The following is a 15,903-nucleotide window of genomic DNA, read 5'->3' as shown; positions in this document are numbered from 1 at the left end:
GGGGCCAACCCGGTGGAGGCCGCGGTCGGCGCGGCAGGCTCACCGGCGCGGCCGTCGCGGCGCGTCAGAGCGTCGCGGTCGTCCCCTCTCCGGAGGCGCTGCCGGCGAGCCACTGGTCCCATTCCAGGTTGAAGTCGGCGTAGCCGTTGTCGGGCGAGGCCTTGGCGCGGGGCGAGCCGGTGATGGTGACGGGATCGCCCTGCTTGACCTGGCCGTAGAACCACTTGGCGTCCGACATGGACAGGTGGACGCAGCCGTGCGAGCCGCGGGCGCTGCCGCTGCCCGGATTGGGATCGCCCGTCGAGTAGTGCACGTAGGTGCCGGACTGGGTCAGGTGAATGTCCCAGGGCAGCGTCAGGTCGTAGTAGTCGGGGCTGCCCTTGTCGCAGCTGATGCCGACGCTGCAGGAGGTCATGTGGACCTTCTCCTGCTTGTCGATGACGGCCATGGTGCCGTTCCACGTCGGATACTCGGCGCTGCCCGCGTTGATCGACAGGGTGCGCACCACCTGGCCGTTCCGGGTCACCTTCATGGTGTGGCCGGTCACCGAGACATCCGCGCGCACATCGTCACCGATCTTGAAGGTGTGCGTGTAGCTGCGCACGCCGAAGCGGCCGTTGCCGTTGCTGACGCCCTTCATGTCGGCGTCGATCTTCACCGTCGTGCCTGAGGGCCAGTACGTCTTCGGGCGCCAGTCGGCGCGCTTGTCCCCGAACCAGTGCCAGGCGCCCGCCACCGGTCGAGAGGCGCTCACCTTCATGTGCTTCTCGACCGAGGCCCGCGCCTTGGCCGCCACCGGGTTCGTGAAGACCACCGAGATGGGCATGGCCACGCCGACCTCGGTTCCCGTCTGCGGAGTGATCGTCTCCAGCAGCATCGGCGGGCCCGCGGGCTTGCTCGGTGACGGCGAGGAGCTCGCACCCGGGCCTCCCGACGCCTTCGCGTCGTCGCCGCTCGCCTTGTCGCTGCCACCCCCGCCGCAGGCACTCGCGCCCACCAGCATCACACCCGTGACGAGTGCGATCCCTATGCCGCCTTTGCGCCGTCCCACGAACTGCCCCGCTCTCTCGCCCTTCGGCCCCGACGGGCCCGACTCACTGTCAGACGGCGGCGGGGCGGATCGCAGTTGCAGGTGCCACGTAAAAGGTGTCTCAAACTCGGCGCGAGCGCCGAGCGGGCCAGGGCGCGCGTCGAGTCGTGGTCCGATCCGGCGCGGTCGAGGTCAGGACCAGGCGATCTCGCCATGGCGGGAGACGAGGCGTCCGCTGCCGGCGCCGGGCTTCTCGGTGGCGAGGCGGACGATCGCGTCCGTGCCCTCGGTGACCGTTTGGGGGCCGCTGTGACCGTTGAGGTCGGTCGCGGTGTAGCCGGGGTCGGCAGCGTTGACGCGGATGTCCTTCAGCCCTTTGGCGTACTGGGTGGTCAACATCGTCAGCGCCGCCTTCGAGGAGGTGTACAGGGGCGCGACGACGTGCGACTCGGGTCGGCCGGGGTCGTGGGTGAGGGCGAGGGAGCCCATGCCGCTGCTGACGTTGACGATCACGGGGTCGTCCGAGCGGCGCAGCAGTGGCAGGAACGCCGTGGTGGTGCGGACGACGCCGATGACGTTGACATCGAGGACGTCGCGGGCGTCGGCGGCGGTGAGGTCGCCGGGATCGCCGAGGGGGCCGTGCACACCGGCGTTGTTGATCAGGACGTCGATCCTGCCCTCGTGTTCGGCGACGTCCGCGGCCGCGGCGGCCACGGACGCGTCGTCGGTCACGTCGATGGGGACATAGCGTGCGCCGAGCGCGGCGGCGGCCTCCTCGCCCTGTTCGCGGTTGCGCGCTCCGAGGAGCACGGTGTGGCCGCACTCGACCAGGCGGCGGGCGGTCTCGCGGCCGAGACCCTTGTTGGCGCCGGTGATGAAGGTGATCGTCATGCGTTCGACTGTGCTCCCGACGGGGGCGGCGGGCCAGGGACGCTGCGACGGTAGGAAGACCAGTACCACCCTCGGGCCCCGTGGACGAACGGGGATGCAGGAGGATGGCGTTCATGTCGGTGAACCCCGGAACCGGGCTGGGCGTGATGATCCGCACGTGGCGGGACCGGCTGCCCCCGTCGGCGGCCGGGCTGCCGGTGGCCCGCGGGCGCCGGGCGGCCGGGCTGCGGCGAGAGGAACTGGCCGACCTGGCCGGGGTGTCGGTCGACTACATCGTGCGCCTGGAACAAGGGCGGGCCACGACACCCTCGGCGTCGGTGGTGGCGTCCCTGGCGCGGGCCCTGCGACTGTCCGCCGCCGAGCGGGACCACCTGTACCGGCTGGCCCGGCTGGTGCCGCCGGTGGACGGTGCGATCTCCGACCGTCTCCCGCCCGGCGTCCAGCGGGTGCTCGCCCGCCTCGGGGACGTGGCGGTGGCCGTGTTCGCGGCGGACTGGCAGCTGGTGTGGTGGAACGGCGGGTGGGCGGCCCTGCTGGGCGATCCCTCCGCCTCGCCCCCGCGGCTGCGCAACTTCGCCCGCGACAGGTTCCCGGTGGACGCCGGCCCCGCCCGCCTCGCGCGCTGGCCGGTGACCGAGGCGGACCGCGACGCCACCGATGCCGCCGTCGTGTCCGACCTGCGCCGCGCCACCGGACGCTTCCCCCGGGACGGTCGCCTGGTCGCGCTGATCCGCGATCTGAACGAGGGCAACAGGAGGTTCGCCGAGCTGTGGGCGACCGGAGAGGTGGCCGCGCACCGCGAGGACCACAAGACGATCCACCATCCGTCGGCGGGCCCGGTCACGGTGGACTGCGACGTCCTGACCGACGGCGACTCCGACCTCAAGATCGTCATCATGACCGCCGTGCCCGGCAGTGAGGACGAGACCAGGCTCCGGCTCACCGCCGTCGCCGGACCACCCGATCCGGAGCGAGGACCTCACGCGAACCGTCTGATCACGACTCCGTACGCGCCCTGACCGCAGGATCGCCGATCACGTGGGCAGGTTGTGGTCCCCGAAGGGGTGACGGCAGCTGACTCGCTTGCAGTCCCCGAGGTGCCCGCCGTGCTGGAAGTCGGGGCACGGGCAGGACAGACAGGCGATGTGGTCCTCGGGGTCGGGATCCCAGCCGCTGTCCGACAGCCGGGCTCGGGCGGTCTCCCGGACGCGGCGTATCTCCTCGTTGAGTTTGCGGAAGTCGGCCTCGTTTTCTTCGAAGGCCAGCTTCTGCGCGTCGGTCAGGTCGTACTGCTCCATGTTGCCTCCCGAGGCGGAGGTGACGGCGAGGGGGTGTCCGGCGAGGGTGTCCGGCGAGGGGGGTTTCGCCCCCGTCCTCTCACGATGGCCCGGCGGGCGTCCGCCCGCACGTCGACCGGGAGGGGGCGGGCCCTGTCTGTCGCGCCGCCCCGCCAGGCATGCGGGTCATGGGTCGCCCGGCGAGGCACGTCTCCCGCCTTGCCGCGCCTCGGCCGCTCCTCGCCCCCTGTATGTGAAGTGATACTCGCATCTAGACGGAAGCAAAGCTCACATGCATTCGCGTCGCCCGTCAGGGGTCGTGCGAGAGCCGTGCGCGCGCCTGTGGGTGAGAGCGGGTAGGGGCTCAGCGGCCTTGCGGGGCGCCGAGCAGGTAGGAGACGACCGCGGTCTGGAGGTGGCTGCGCAGTTCGCTCCAGGGCAGTGCGCGGTCCGACTCCAGGAACTCGCCCTGGGTGATGCGGTGCGCGACCGTGGCGTAGACCAGGCGGTACGCGAAGTCGAGTGCGGCCTCGGGGTCCGGGTGTGCGACGGGCGTGTGGCGCAGGGCCTCGGCGAAGTGGCGATTGCCCTCGACGCTGACCCGGGAGCCCTCGGCCCGGACCGCTTCGTGCCGGGTGCCGAGCGGCAGGAAGACGCGCAGCAGGGCCTCGTGCGCCTGAAAACTGTCGGTGATCGCGCCCACCGCTTCGGCGACGGCCACGGCCGGGTCGCGCAGGATGCGCAGTCGCTCCGCGGACATCCGCTCGGTGATCTCGGCCTGGAGGTTCTCGGTGAAGGCGTGCTGGATCGCCAGCAGGAGGCCTTCCTTGTCGCCGAACCGTCGGTAGATGCTGCCCACCGCCATGCCGGCCCGCTCGGCGACGGCGGCCACGGTGAGCGCGTCCACTCCGCCCTCCTCGATCAGCGTGCACCCGGCCCGCAGGATGTCCTGCTGCGAACGGCGGCTGCGTTCCTGGAGGGCGGCAGGCCTGCCGTGGGGGGAGTCGGTCATTCGCGCAGTTTATCGACCGGCCTCTTGACGTCCATGTTGCCAACATGTGAATCTCGCTTCACATCAAATGTGAATCCACCTTCACATGTGGCTCCGGCGTCCACGGCCGAGCCGCGCCCTTCTCCTTCCCACCTCGCCCCTCGCAACGGCGCGGGGTCGTTACCGGAGGTGTTTCATGGCCCCCCAGCACGACATCGCCGTCGTCGGCTACGGACCGACCGGCCTCACCGTCGCGTCCCTGCTCGGCCGGCTCGGTCACCGGGTGGTGGTCTGCGAGCGCTGGCCCGGCCTGTACGGGCTGCCCAGATTCACGCACATCGACGACGAGACCGCCCGCACCGTCCAGGCGGCCTGTGACGTCGACGAGGCGCTGCGGGACTCGTCGGAGTGCCGGTACGTGTGGGTCAACGGCAAGGGCGAGCGCCTGGTCGACATACCGGCGAACCCCGCCGGCCCGATGGGATATCCGGACCACATCTCCATCTACCAACCGGATGTCGAGAGCGCCATGGACAGGCGGTTGCGCGGGTACGGCACGGTCGTCGTCCGTCAGGGCTGGGCCGTCACCGGCCTCGACCAGGACGACGACGGCGTCATGCTGCGCCTGCGCGGCTGGAACGCCGAAGCCAGGCACGCGGACGGACCGCACGACAGCGTCCGGGCCCGCTATGTGATCGCCGCGGACGGCAGCCGCAGCGGAGTGCGGGAACTGCTCGGCGTGGAGCGCCAGGACTTCGGCTTCAACGAGCAGTGGGTCAACGTGGACGTCGAGTGGCTGCGCCCCCAGCCCCCGGAGTTCGCCTCCGGCACGCAGCACTGCGATCCCGCGCGCGGACACATGACCATCAACATCGGCGCGACCCGCCAGCGCTTCGAGTTCGCCCTTCTGCCGGGCGAGACCCGCGAGGAGATGACCACTCCCGAGACCGTCTGGCGACTCCTGCGCGAGTACCACGACCTCGGCCCGGAGGACGTCCGCATCATCCGCCGGCTGGTCTACGGCTTCGAGGCCCGCGTCGCCACGCGCTGGCGTACCGGCAGGGTCTTCCTGGCCGGAGACGCCGCCCACACCATGCCGCCGTACCTCGGCCAGGGCGCGTGCAGCGGCCTGCGCGACGCCACCAACCTCGCCTGGAAGCTGCACCTCGTGCTCCGCGGCCTGGCGCCCGACGCACTGCTGGACACCTACGAGGGCGAGCGCCGTCCGCACGTCACCGCGATCACCCACGCGGCCATCGGCCTCGGCAAGGTCGCCAACACGCACGACACCGAGGCCGCCGCCGCCCGGGACGCGGCCTTCTTCGCCGGCCAGGTGCCCCCGCCGCCGCCCTTCCCGCCGCTGTGCGGCGGGGTGCTGCGCGAGGAGGCAGGCACGCCGGTCGGCACCCTCACCCCCCAGGGCCGCCTCCGTCTGGCCGACGGCCGCACCGGCCGCCTCGACGACCTCACCGGATACGGCTTCACCCTGGTCACCGCCGAGGACCCCGCCGATGCGCTGGGACCCGAGCGGCTCGCCCGGCTGGAGCGCCTGGGCTGCGCCGTGGTCGCCCTCGACACGGTCGACGATCTCGACGGACGGCACCGGGAGTACCTCGACCTGCTCGGAGCCGTCGGGTACCTGGCGCGCCCGGACTTCGTGCTGTTCGGCACGGCCGCGGACAGGGCCGACCTGGGCGCACTGGTGGACGACCTCGACGCCGCGCTCTCCGCAACGGTGCGTGACGCCGTATGACGACCGGAGAACCCGGAGCGGAGGCCGTGCTGCCGCCGCTGGTCGCCGCCCAGCATCGGTCCATGCCCTTCACCCGGCTCACCGACTGCGGCATGGACCCCGCCGACGCACGACGGCTGCTCGCCGACACGGCCGCCGGAATCCCGTGGCAGGACGCCGCCGCGGCGATCGCCGCGGCACGCCTGAAGGGCGCACGACGTGCGGAGGCCGCCGGGCACCACGTCACCGCCCGGCAGGCACACCGGTTCGCCTCGGCGGCCCTGATGTTCGCGCAGATGGCGTACCAGAGCGACGTCCCGGAGAAGCGGGAGCTGTACGCCCGCCACACCGCCGCGACCGCCGCACTCGCACCCGGTGTGGAGCGGGTGGAGATCCCTCACCGTGACGGCGTCCTCGGCGGCTGGCTGTGCCTGCCGGCCGGTCCGCCGCCCGCCACCGTGATCGTGTGGGGCGGGCTCAGCGGCTGGGGCGCGGCGTATCTGCCGGTCGCGGACGCCTACACCGCACGTGGCCTGGCCTGTCTGCTCGCGGAGGGGCCGGGGCAGGGCGAGTCGCGGCTGCGCCACGGCCTCTACGTCGACGAGCACGTCACCGAGGGCTTCGCCCGCTTCGTCGACCTGGTCGAGGCCGATCCCCGTCTCGGCGGCGGCATCGGTGTGCATGGCATCAGCTTCGGCGGGCTGTTCGCCGCCCATCTGGCCGCCGCCGACCCGCGGGTCGGCGCGGTGGTCGTCAACGGCGCCCCCGCGGTCCCGGCGGTCCCGGAATTCCGCACCGCCCGCGAGCAGATGGCCGCCGTGGTCGGCACCGACGACCCGGACCGGGTGGCCGAGGTGATGGACGCCCTGCGCTTCGACCCGGACCAGCACCGCATCGTCTGCCCCCTGCTCCTGCTGCACGGCGGCCGCGACCCCCTGGCCCGCTACGAGGACCAGGAGCCGTTCCTGCGCGCCGCCGACCCGGCCACCTCCACCGTGCGGATCTGGCCGGACGGAGAGCACACCCTCTACAACCACGCGGCCGAGCGCGACGCGCTGACCGCCGACTGGTTCACCGACCACCTCGTCGGCCAAGGCGCCGCGACACGTCAGGAGCACCCAGTGGACTTCACGGTCGAGACCGCCACCGACGCGGTGCTGGACAGCTTCCGGGCGACCAAGGACGAGAGGCTGCGGCGGATCATGGAGAGCCTGACCCGCCACCTCCACGACTTCGTCCGGGACATCGAACCCACGATGGAGGAGTGGGAGGCGGCGATCGGCTTCCTCACCGCGGTCGGCCGCACGTGCGACGACACCCGCCAGGAGTTCGTCCTGCTCTCCGACGTACTCGGCGTCTCCATGCTCGTCGAGACCCTCAACGGGACCGAGCAGGGCACCGAGAGCACCGTCCTCGGGCCCTTCCACATGACCGGCTCGCCCCGCCGGGAGCTGGGCGACTCCATCGACCTCCTCGGCACAGGCCGGCCCTGCGTGGTCTCCGGCCGGGTGCTCGCCGCCGACGGCACCCCGCTGCCGGACACCGAACTCGACGTGTGGCAGTGCTCCGAGGACGGCTTCTACGACGTGCAGCAGCCCGACGTGCAGCCGCCGGGCAACGGCCGCGGGCTCTTCCGCACGGACGCCGAGGGCCGCTTCTGGTTCCGTACCGTCGTCCCCTCCCACTACCCGATCCCCACCGACGGCCCCGTCGGCCGCCTGCTGGCAGCCACCGGCAGGCACCCCTACCGGCCCGCCCACATCCACTTCATCGCGGGCGCCGAGCACCACCGGCCGGTCACCACGCACGCGTTCGTCGCGGGCAGCCCGTACATAGACTCCGACGCGGTCTTCGCGGTCAAGCGGGGCCTGATCACCGACTTCACCGAGTCCCACGAAGAACACGAGGCCGAGCGCTTCGGAGTGACCGTGCCGTTCACCCACGCCAGGTTCGACATCGTGCTGGCCCCGGAAGCGGAGCCGACGCGATGACCTTCACCTACGAAGCCCTTCCGATGCGGGTGGTCTTCGGCGCCGGAACCCTGCGCGAACTGCCCCGCGAAGCCGAACGGTTGGGCCTGCGGCGGTTGCTGGTGCTGTCCACCGCCGAGCAGCGCGCTCTCGCCGAGCACGCGGCGGCCCTGCTCGGCGACACCTGCGTCGGTCTCTTCACCGAGGCCCGGATGCACGTGCCGGTCCAGGTCGCCGAAGCGGCCCGAGCGGCCGCGCACCGCGCCGGCGCGGACGGTTGCCTGGCCATCGGGGGAGGCTCGACGATCGGTCTGGGCAAGGCCGTCGCCCTGAGCTCGGGCCTGCCCGTGATCAGCGTGCCGACGACCTACGCCGGCTCGGAGATGACCACCGTGTGGGGACTCACCGAGAACGGACGCAAACGCACCGGCCGCAACCGGGCCGTCCTGCCCCGCAGTGTGGTCTACGACCCCGAACTCACCCTCGGACTCCCCGTGCAGGTGTCGGTGACCAGCGGCTTCAACGCCATCGCGCACGCCGTCGAGGCCCTGTACGCGCCCGACTCCTCGCCCATCGTGGCCCTGATGGCCGAGGAAGGGGTGCGCTCGCTGGCCGCCGCGCTGCCCGCCGTCGCCGCCGACCCACGGGACGTCGAGGCCCGGGCAAACGCACTGCGCGGGGCCTGGCTGTGCGGGGCGTGCCTGGGAGCCACGACCATGTCGCTGCACCACAAGCTGTGCCACATCCTGGGCGGCGCCTTCGACCTGCCCCACGCCGCCGTGCACACGGTCGTGCTCCCGTACGTCGCCGCCTTCAACCTTCCAGCGGCGCCGACCGCCGACGAGGCTCTGCGCCGCGCCCTGGCCACGGACGACGTACCCGGGCGCCTCGCGCGAGCGTCCGTCGCACTCGGCGCCCCGCGCTCACTGGCCGAACTGGGCCTGACCGAGAGCGACTTCGACGAGATCACCGCCCAGGCACAGGACGAGCCCTATGCCAATCCACGACCGGTCACCGAAGAAGCCCTCCGCCACCTCCTCGCGGACGCCCTCAAGGGAACCCTCGCCCCCTGACCGGGCCCACACCGAAGCGCCTCAGCGACACCCCTCACACAGCGCACCAGGAGCATCAGACGATCAAGTTGGCGGCCGTCGTACGGCGGCGCCCCGGTACCGCACATGGCCGGGTGTCCCGTGACGTGCCGGTCCGGAGCCCGCGACGTCGTGTTCGATCAATCCGCGGGTGTGCAGATCGCTCCAGAGCTCGCCGGGGACGGGCTCACGGTGGGGCCGCACGTTCCTCGTGACCTGTGCGGAATCCGCCATGCCGAGGGTGACGTTGACAACCGCCGGGTGCGTGAAAGGGAAGGCGATCGCCGCCGCGGGGAGAGTCGTTCCGTGCTCCTGGCAGATCTCGGCGATGGCCCTGGCCCTGGCGACCAGCTCCGACGGAGCGTCGCGGTAGTCGTACGGCATCCCCTCGTCCGGCCGCTCGTGGGCCAGCAGGCCGGAGTTGAACACGCCGACGGCCACGACGCTCTTGCCGGTCTCCATCGCGGCGGGCAGCACGTCGGCCAGGGCCGACTGGTCGAGGAGGGTGAAGCGACCGGCCAGCATCACCACGTCCGCGGCTGTCTCGCGGAGGAACCTGGCGAGCATGGCGGACTGGTTCATGCCGGCGCCGATGGCCCCGACGACGCCCTGGTCGCGCAGGCTCGCGAGGGTGGGCATGGCCTCCTCGGCGGCCTGGCGCCAGTGCTCGTCCGGATCGTGGAGGTTAGTGCTTCGGTCACGACAGTGACTCCTTCATGGCGGATCGCAGCTGGTAGAAGTCCGTGGCCGTTCCTGAGAGGACCGCCTCGGTCTCCGCGAGCGAGCAGCCCGAGAGGAGTTCGTCGACCACGCCGGCCCAGCGGTTCCAGCCCCCTGCCAGGACGCACAGCGGCCAGTCCGAGCCGAACATCAGCCGCTCGGGGCCGAAGGCGGTCAGCAGGACCTCCCACACGGGCCGGATGTCGTCGATCGTCCAGGTGGCGTGGTCGGCCTCGGTGACGAGCCCGGACACCTTGCAGGTCACCTGAGGGTGGGCCGCGAGCCGCAGCACCCACTTCTCCCAGTCGGCGAGATCGCCGTCCGCGAGGGACGGTTTGCCGGCGTGGTCCAGGACCAGCCGCAGTTCCGGATGCCGCTCGGCGAGACGGACCGCGGACGGCAGCTGGTGGGCCCGCACCAGCACGTCGTAGACGAGGCCGCGCTCGCGCACCGCGCGCAGGCCCCGGGCCACGTCGGAACGCTGCAGCCAGCCCGGATCGCTCTCCGCCTGTACGAGGTGCCGCAGCGAGCGCAGATACGTGCCGCCCGGTCCGGCGAGCAGTGCGTCGAGCGTGTCGCCGATCGCCGCAGAGGTGAGGTCCGCCCAGCCGACGACGGCCTGGACGAGCGGATCCCCGTCGGCGAGCGCGAGCATGTCCTCCGTCTCCGGCACGGAGGCGACGCACTGGACCAGGACGGTGGCTCCCAGACCGCGCCCCGCGATGGGCCGGGTCGCCTGCCCGCGCAGATCGTCGAGGGTGAAACTGCGGCGGATCGGGGCGAGCGCGGCCTCCTCCAGCCACGGTTGCGGGCGCCGGTCGAGGTCCCAGAGGTGGTGATGGGCATCGACGAGGAGCGAGGGTTCGAGTTCGGGCAAGGGAGCTCCAGAGGGGGAGTGACGGACCGTGGGGCGCCGCTTCGGCACCCGGTGGACGGAGCGTGCGGGCGACGCGTTCGTGGCGCCGGGAACCGCTGCGACCGGCGGCTGGTGTGTGCCGATCGCAGCGGTCCCGATGTCGTCACGCGAGGTGCGTCACTGGATGGTCCAGAGCTGGTTGGTCTGGTTCAGCGGTGTCCACTGGTCGATGGCCGCGCCGGCGGCGGTCGAGTTGCCGCCGACCTCCAGGGCCTGCCGGCTCTCGACGTTGCGGATGACGTATCCGCTGCTGGTCGGCTCGAAGTACCAGAGCTGGTTGTTGCCTCCGTTGTAGGTCGACTGGACGGCCGCCGCGCCCTTGGAGCGGGAGCTGTTGGGGATGACGAGGACCTTGCCGCTGTTACGGTTGACGATCTTGTACAGGTTGCCGCTGACCCGCACGATGTTCCACTGCTGGTTGGCGCCCGAGGTGCTCTGCCACTGGATCACAGTGGCGTTGTCCGCGGTCGAGGCCTGGTTGACGTCGGCCAGCAGGCCGCTGTTGACGTTCTTGATCGTGTAGTAGGCCGACGGGTTGAAGGACGGTGCGGTGCCCGGGTTCTCCAGTGCGGTGCCGACCTGCTGCACGCTGAAGTCGTCGATGTAGAAGTAGGCGCCGTCGGTCTTGGCGACCCGCACGTACCGGAACTTCTGCCGTGCGTCGATCTTGGCCGTCAGCGTGGAGGTGTACGGGAGTGTCGCGCCGTCCTGGCGTCCCAGCACCGTGTAGTCGGCGAAGGCGGGGTCGTTGGAGCCGCGAATCTCGAAGTTGCTGCGCGTTTCGGGCTGGTCGATGTCCTGGCGGGTGGTGAAGGAGAACTGGCCGAGTTCGTAGGCACTGCCGAGGTCGACCTGCCACCAGGCCGAGGTGTCGCTTCCCGTGGGGGACCAGCCGGTCGCCGGGTCGTTGTCATTGGCCTTGGGCGGCGCCCAGCCGGAGTTGAAGACGGAGGACGCGGTGGCCGTCTTGCCGTAGGCGAGATTCATCTTCGCCAGCAGTCCTCGGTAGGCCGACTGCAGACCCGAGGCCTGCATCACCGCGGTTCCGGTGGTCGTGTTGTTGGAGAGGGTGACATTGGGGCCGTTGGCGTTCCGGATGATGAAGTCGGTGTTGCGCGACAGGACGTTGTTCGCAACAGTCATGTTGCTCGAGCCCTCGTCGAGATAGATGCCGCCCACGCCCGAGGAGCACGCGGTGGGGGTGCGGACCACATCGTGGATGTAGTTGTTGTTGATCACCGTGCCGGGGTCGTTGGAGAGGTGGTAGATGCCTGACGTGTCGCAGAGCATGGTCTCGACGTTGCCGATGCGGTTGTAGCTGACGGAGTTGTCGCCCTCCGCGTTGGCGGCCGCCTGCCAGCCCCAGCCCAGGGAGATCGCGGCCCACGGGGAGTCGGAGATGTCGTTGTGGTCGATGGTGGTGCCGTGCACGAAGCCCGCGTTGATGCCGGCGGTGCCGTAGTAGTCCTGACCGGTGCGGGTGATCAGGTTGTTGGTGACGGTGACACCGCTGACGACCTCGCGTGCGTCCTCGCCCGCGGGTGAGGTGGGCGGGTTGTACACGGTGTGGTACTCGACGTCGGGATCCGAGAACTTGCCCACCATGATCCCGTTGCCCGCGATGTCCTGGACGACGTTGCCGGTGACGGCCGAGTTGTGGACGCCGTGGTGCAGGTCCAGGGCGGTCGAGCCCATCTGGGTGAAGGTGTTGCCGGTGAAGGACAGGTTGTCGGCGTTCGCGGCGTAGACACCGGCCGGCGGGCGGTTGACGTACTGCTTGTTGGTGGGGTCGGCGGAGATGTTGTAGTTGCCGCCCTGGCCGTTCAGCAGGCCGTTGTCGCCGGCCTCGGTCCAGTTGGTCTGGGTGAAGTTGATACCGGAGAACTGCAGGTTGTGAACAGGAGAGGCGAGGCTGTCGCCCTTGACGTTGAAGAGGGTCTTCAGTGTCGGGACCTGCACGGTGGCCGACGTCATGGTCTCCCCCGGCCGGGGCAGGTAGTAGAGCGTCTGCGCGTCCTTGTCGAGGTAGAACTCGCCCGGCTCGTTCAGGAATTCATGGGCGTTCTCGAAGTGCAGGGGAGAGCCGTTGGACAGCAGCGGATACGGCCTCTGGAAGAGGATGCCGGCCTCGTGGTCCTGGATCGAGACACTCGCCATGCCACCGCTGTTGGTGTACGACTTCAGCCGCAGGTAGTTCTCGGCCCACTGCAGTTGCAGCACCATCTCGACCCGGTCGAAGTGGTCCCAGCTCGCGACCTGGGAGCTGAGAACCTTCAGTATCCGGGCCGTCTTGTCGCTGGCCTGCAGTTGGAAGTGCGAGCCGACGTCGGGGTAGCGGGCGCGCGTGGCCCGCACGCCGTTGACGTACAGCTGCCGGAAGTCGAGGCTGCCGACCGACGCCTTGTACTGGCCGTTGCCGGCCGACGTCCAGCCGGTGACGGCCTTGGCGCTGGAAACGACCGGGGTCTCGGAACCGTACGCCCTGTAGATGACGTTGTGGCCGTTGGAGCCGGAGTCGGCGGTGGTGAAGTCGACCGGGCCGGTGAGGGAGTACGTGCCGCCGCGCAGGTTCACGACGATGTCCCCGGACATGGCCGAGTTCACCGCGCGGACCGCGTCGCGAGCCTTCGCGATCGTCTTGAAGGCCGCTGACGTACTGGTTCCCGAGTTGCTGTCACTGCCGTTGGCGGGGTCCACGTAGAAGTTGGTGTCGGCCGCGTGCGCCGCTTGCGCGGGCAGGATGACGGCTGTTGCCACCAGCAGGGTCTGCAGCAGTCCCACGAAGAGCCGTGCGGGTCTCATGCTGTTGTTCTCCTTACCTTGTTGCGCAGCGCGTCGCCGGGAAGGTCCCCACGCCGCCTGCGTCCTAGGAGGGGTCGGCGGGTCCCGGCTCGCCGAGATGCCAGATCTCGGGGAGGTCCGTCCACTGGCCCCCGGTGCCCCGGTCCGGCCACGGTTCCTGGCATGGATCGGTGAGCGTCCACCACTGCTGCGTCACCGGGTCGGCCGCGATCGCGGCCATGTCGGCGTCGAAGTCCTCGCCGTGGTACTCGAAGTAGGCGAAGAGGACGTCGTGGTGGCGGAAGATGCTGTAGTTGCGCACGTGTGCGCGGTGCAGCGCGGCTTCGACGCCGGGCCAGACGGTGGCGTGGAGGGTGAGGTACTCCTCGCGGCGCTCCGGACGCAGCCTGATGGTCTGGGCGATCCGCCTCACCGCTCCGCCTCGCCGCCGCGCGGGCCGGTGCCGGAGCCCGCGGGGGCGTCCGCCGGGAACGGCGTCCGGTAGCTCGGTGTCCGCGTGCGCAGGCCCAGCCGCAGCGTGAGCCGGATGCGGGTGGAGGCGGGCAGCACGACGGTGAGCAGGCTGCTGTCGACGGCCGCCTCGGCCTCGGCGACGGCCGGCTCCCCGTGGCCGTAGTCGTACATGTCCCCGACCCATGCGTCGTCCTCGCACGCCGTGTAGCGCACCGAGGCGATGGAGTGTTCGGCGAAGGCGCCGGCCTGCACGACGACGGTCCGGGCGCGGTCGGGGGAGAGGTTGACCAGTTCGACGGTGGTCGCCTCCGGGTCGATCGACGTCACCAGGGCCGCCACCTCGGGCGGCAGGCCCGCGCGGCGCGCCTCGGCGTCGTGGTAGCGCACCCGCGCCTGCTGCAGGCCGCCGTTGTAGAGGACCTGGGGACCGCCCCAGGTCAGCTGCACGAGCGCCTCGGTGACCACGGGGTTCGACTGCTGCCACACATGGATGTCCTCCTCGGGCACGTCCAGGTCGCGGTAGCGGTCCATGCGGGCGAGACGGTGGCGGACCTGTGCCTGGGCCGCGGCGAGGATCCGCTCCGGGTAGTCGGGATCGTCGCCGGCGAGGAAGGCGAACCACGCCTCCTCGTGCCCGGACTCCTCCTTGGCCCGGAAGGCCCGCACGTCACGCCAGTCGAATCCGCTGGCCTCTCGCATGCGCTCCAGCCGGTCCCGGTCGGCCGCGGCGGCCGTGTGGTGCCACAGCGCCACCGGCACCGCCGGAGTGACCGGGTTGTAGTCGAACCAGCCCGAGTCGCTGTGGCGGAAGGGAATGTGCAGGGTGGGAGTGCGGACGTCCGGGCCGAGCTGGGCGAGCCACTTGGAGGGGAGGCTGGAATCGGCTTCGGTGAAGGCCATCACCTTGCCGTGGCCGACGAGGGTGTCGAGGGTGGTCGTGACCATGGAGAGGTAGTCGTCGTCACCGGTGACGGTCGCCGCGGCCAGTGCCGCCACGCATGCCGCGTGGCCCACGCTGTGCCAGCCGTGCGGCCAGGACCAGCCGTAGTGCCCGCCGTACCAGCGCCCTTCGAGGAGGCCGCCGACGACGCCGTCCGGACCGACGTTGTCGGGCATCACCTCGCCGTTGGCCTTCGCGCGCTCGCGCCACGCACCGACGTACTCGACGATCCAGTCGCGGTACCGTTGCTCCCCGGACAGGATCCAGGCGTTGAGGACCAGGCCGGCCGCGGCGAGGTTGACCGCGGTGTCGCCCCTGCCCATGCGGTCGCGCATCTGGCTGCCGAGGCGCGGGTCCGCGGACAGCGGGGGCGCGGGCGCGTCGGCGGGCTGGAGCCAGTCGAGGGGAAAGCCGTACAGCTCGGCTTCCTTGGGCAGCCAGGGGTAGGCGTCCCCGTCGGACAGGCCACCGCGTTCGGGGTCGCTGCCGTTGTGCGGGCGCGTGATGATGCGGTGGACGGGGTCGTAGTTGCCCTTCGCGGGGTCCACGTACAGCTGGGCGAACCGCAGGGCACGCTGCGACCAGCGCTCGGGAGCCGCCATGCACAGGAAGTAGAGCAGCAGGAGACTCTCGCCCTGGTGGAACCAGTCGTAACCGCGCTCGTACTCGTCCTTGAGCATGCCCAGTTCGGTGAGCTGCCGGGTGACGCCCTCCCAGTGCTTCTCACTGGCGGGCAGCAGGTCGTCCGCGCCGCCGAGCAGATACAGCTGAGGCCAGTTGAAGAACACCTCGTAGAAGTCGTCGACGCCGTCACGGGTGGTGAGCCGTGCGTGGTAGTTCAGGCGCCCGTCCGGGCCGGTGAAGTCCCGCTCGAAACGGCGCCAGGCATGGTCGAGCAGGTCGAACAGCGCCCGCTGGGCCACCGCCCAGCCGGGGGGTTCGAGCAACGGCACACTGGCCCGCACCTCGGGAGACGGCACCGGACCGCCGGTGGAGGCGGCTTCCTCGCCTCTGGCGCGGTCGGCAGGACTGAAGGGCATGGGAACGGTCTCCGTTCGGGTGAGGGGAGCGGCGCAGGCACACGCAGAGG

At 70.9% G+C, this 15,903-nt stretch carries 12 protein-coding genes and 1 pseudogene; 4 read left to right on the top strand and 9 right to left on the bottom strand.

Going from position 1 to position 15,903, the window contains the following annotated elements:
• Positions 1 to 64: 64 nt before the first annotated feature.
• Both ACZ7DE_RS33965 and ACZ7DE_RS33960 read right to left on the bottom strand, forming a co-directional pair.
• Positions 65 to 1,003 carry a L,D-transpeptidase gene (locus ACZ7DE_RS33965; protein WP_470768020.1) on the bottom strand — a complete coding sequence of 313 codons (939 nt, stop codon included), beginning with the start codon at positions 1,001 to 1,003 and terminating at the stop codon, positions 65 to 67.
• A gap of 219 nt (positions 1,004 to 1,222) precedes the next feature.
• Positions 1,223 to 1,921, bottom strand: a complete 699-nt coding sequence (locus ACZ7DE_RS33960) for an SDR family NAD(P)-dependent oxidoreductase (protein ID WP_470767973.1) — start codon at positions 1,919 to 1,921, stop codon at positions 1,223 to 1,225.
• Between the two features lie 113 nt (positions 1,922 to 2,034).
• Here ACZ7DE_RS33960 and ACZ7DE_RS33955 point away from each other — a divergent pair, with 113 nt between their 5' ends.
• Positions 2,035 to 2,940 (top strand): helix-turn-helix domain-containing protein, encoded by a 906-nt coding sequence (locus ACZ7DE_RS33955; protein ID WP_470767971.1) that lies wholly within the window; start codon positions 2,035 to 2,037, stop codon positions 2,938 to 2,940.
• A gap of 15 nt (positions 2,941 to 2,955) precedes the next feature.
• Here the strand turns inward: ACZ7DE_RS33955 and ACZ7DE_RS33950 are convergent, their stop codons facing one another.
• The gene (locus tag ACZ7DE_RS33950) at positions 2,956 to 3,219 is read right to left on the bottom strand and encodes a hypothetical protein (RefSeq protein WP_470767969.1); all 264 of its coding nucleotides are present in this window, start codon (positions 3,217 to 3,219) and stop codon (positions 2,956 to 2,958) included.
• Positions 3,220 to 3,562: 343 nt separating this feature from the next.
• Positions 3,563 to 4,210, bottom strand: coding sequence for a TetR/AcrR family transcriptional regulator (locus ACZ7DE_RS33945; RefSeq protein ID WP_470767967.1), 648 nt, complete (start codon positions 4,208 to 4,210; stop codon positions 3,563 to 3,565).
• A 175-nt stretch (positions 4,211 to 4,385) separates the two neighbouring features.
• Between ACZ7DE_RS33945 and mhpA the strand changes: the two genes are divergently transcribed.
• From mhpA to ACZ7DE_RS33930, 3 genes are all read left to right on the top strand, one after another.
• Complete coding sequence (gene mhpA, locus ACZ7DE_RS33940; RefSeq protein WP_470767965.1) at positions 4,386 to 5,942, top strand: bifunctional 3-(3-hydroxy-phenyl)propionate/3-hydroxycinnamic acid hydroxylase MhpA; 1,557 nt, start codon at positions 4,386 to 4,388, stop codon at positions 5,940 to 5,942.
• A 1,100-nt stretch (positions 5,943 to 7,042) separates the two neighbouring features.
• Entirely contained in the window at positions 7,043 to 7,912 is an 870-nt protein-coding gene (locus ACZ7DE_RS33935; RefSeq protein ID WP_470768018.1) for a dioxygenase family protein, read from the top strand.
• The gene (locus ACZ7DE_RS33930) at positions 7,909 to 8,964 is read left to right on the top strand and encodes a maleylacetate reductase (protein ID WP_470767963.1); all 1,056 of its coding nucleotides are present in this window, start codon (positions 7,909 to 7,911) and stop codon (positions 8,962 to 8,964) included. Before ACZ7DE_RS33935 ends, ACZ7DE_RS33930 begins: the two co-directional genes overlap by 4 nt.
• A gap of 63 nt (positions 8,965 to 9,027) precedes the next feature.
• On the opposite strand, the pseudogene ACZ7DE_RS33925 reads toward ACZ7DE_RS33930, so the two are convergent.
• From ACZ7DE_RS33925 to ACZ7DE_RS33905, 5 genes and pseudogenes are all read right to left on the bottom strand, one after another.
• Positions 9,028 to 9,666 (bottom strand): annotated as a pseudogene (locus tag ACZ7DE_RS33925) (aldo/keto reductase); the annotation flags it as partial.
• 13 nt (positions 9,667 to 9,679) lie between these two features.
• Positions 9,680 to 10,579 (bottom strand): amidohydrolase family protein, encoded by a 900-nt coding sequence (locus ACZ7DE_RS33920; RefSeq protein WP_470767961.1) that lies wholly within the window; start codon positions 10,577 to 10,579, stop codon positions 9,680 to 9,682.
• Between the two features lie 156 nt (positions 10,580 to 10,735).
• Positions 10,736 to 13,420: an RICIN domain-containing protein gene (locus ACZ7DE_RS33915; protein ID WP_470767959.1), complete on the bottom strand. Its 2,685-nt coding sequence runs from the start codon at positions 13,418 to 13,420 to the stop codon at positions 10,736 to 10,738.
• A 64-nt stretch (positions 13,421 to 13,484) separates the two neighbouring features.
• On the bottom strand, positions 13,485 to 13,832 hold the full coding sequence (locus tag ACZ7DE_RS33910; protein WP_470767957.1) for an L-rhamnose mutarotase: 348 nt from the start codon (positions 13,830 to 13,832) through the stop codon (positions 13,485 to 13,487).
• Entirely contained in the window at positions 13,829 to 15,853 is a 2,025-nt protein-coding gene (locus ACZ7DE_RS33905) for a DUF8034 domain-containing protein (RefSeq protein WP_470767955.1), read from the bottom strand. Before ACZ7DE_RS33905 ends, ACZ7DE_RS33910 begins: the two co-directional genes overlap by 4 nt.
• Positions 15,854 to 15,903: the final 50 nt, after the last annotated feature.

The sequence above is a fragment of the Streptomyces sp. NPDC037083 genome (genome assembly GCF_055606485.1).
The sequence above is the reverse complement of the archived record's forward strand: the minus strand, read 5'-3'. Positions and strand labels throughout refer to the sequence as shown.

What these genes read in the sequence shown, in the direction of transcription:
- ACZ7DE_RS33955 (WP_470767971.1), top strand. Translation starts at nt 2,035, where the DNA reads ATGTCGGTGAACCCCGGAACCGGGCTGGGCGTGATGATCCGCACGTGG.
- ACZ7DE_RS33960 (WP_470767973.1), bottom strand. Translation starts at nt 1,921, where the DNA reads ATGACGATCACCTTCATCACCGGCGCCAACAAGGGTCTCGGCCGCGAG.
- ACZ7DE_RS33965 (WP_470768020.1), bottom strand. Translation starts at nt 1,003, where the DNA reads ATGCTGGTGGGCGCGAGTGCCTGCGGCGGGGGTGGCAGCGACAAGGCG.
- ACZ7DE_RS33915 (WP_470767959.1), bottom strand. Translation starts at nt 13,420, where the DNA reads ATGAGACCCGCACGGCTCTTCGTGGGACTGCTGCAGACCCTGCTGGTG.
- ACZ7DE_RS33905 (WP_470767955.1), bottom strand. Translation starts at nt 15,853, where the DNA reads ATGCCCTTCAGTCCTGCCGACCGCGCCAGAGGCGAGGAAGCCGCCTCC.
- ACZ7DE_RS33945 (WP_470767967.1), bottom strand. Translation starts at nt 4,210, where the DNA reads ATGACCGACTCCCCCCACGGCAGGCCTGCCGCCCTCCAGGAACGCAGC.
- ACZ7DE_RS33930 (WP_470767963.1), top strand. Translation starts at nt 7,909, where the DNA reads ATGACCTTCACCTACGAAGCCCTTCCGATGCGGGTGGTCTTCGGCGCC.
- mhpA (WP_470767965.1), top strand. Translation starts at nt 4,386, where the DNA reads ATGGCCCCCCAGCACGACATCGCCGTCGTCGGCTACGGACCGACCGGC.
- ACZ7DE_RS33950 (WP_470767969.1), bottom strand. Translation starts at nt 3,219, where the DNA reads ATGGAGCAGTACGACCTGACCGACGCGCAGAAGCTGGCCTTCGAAGAA.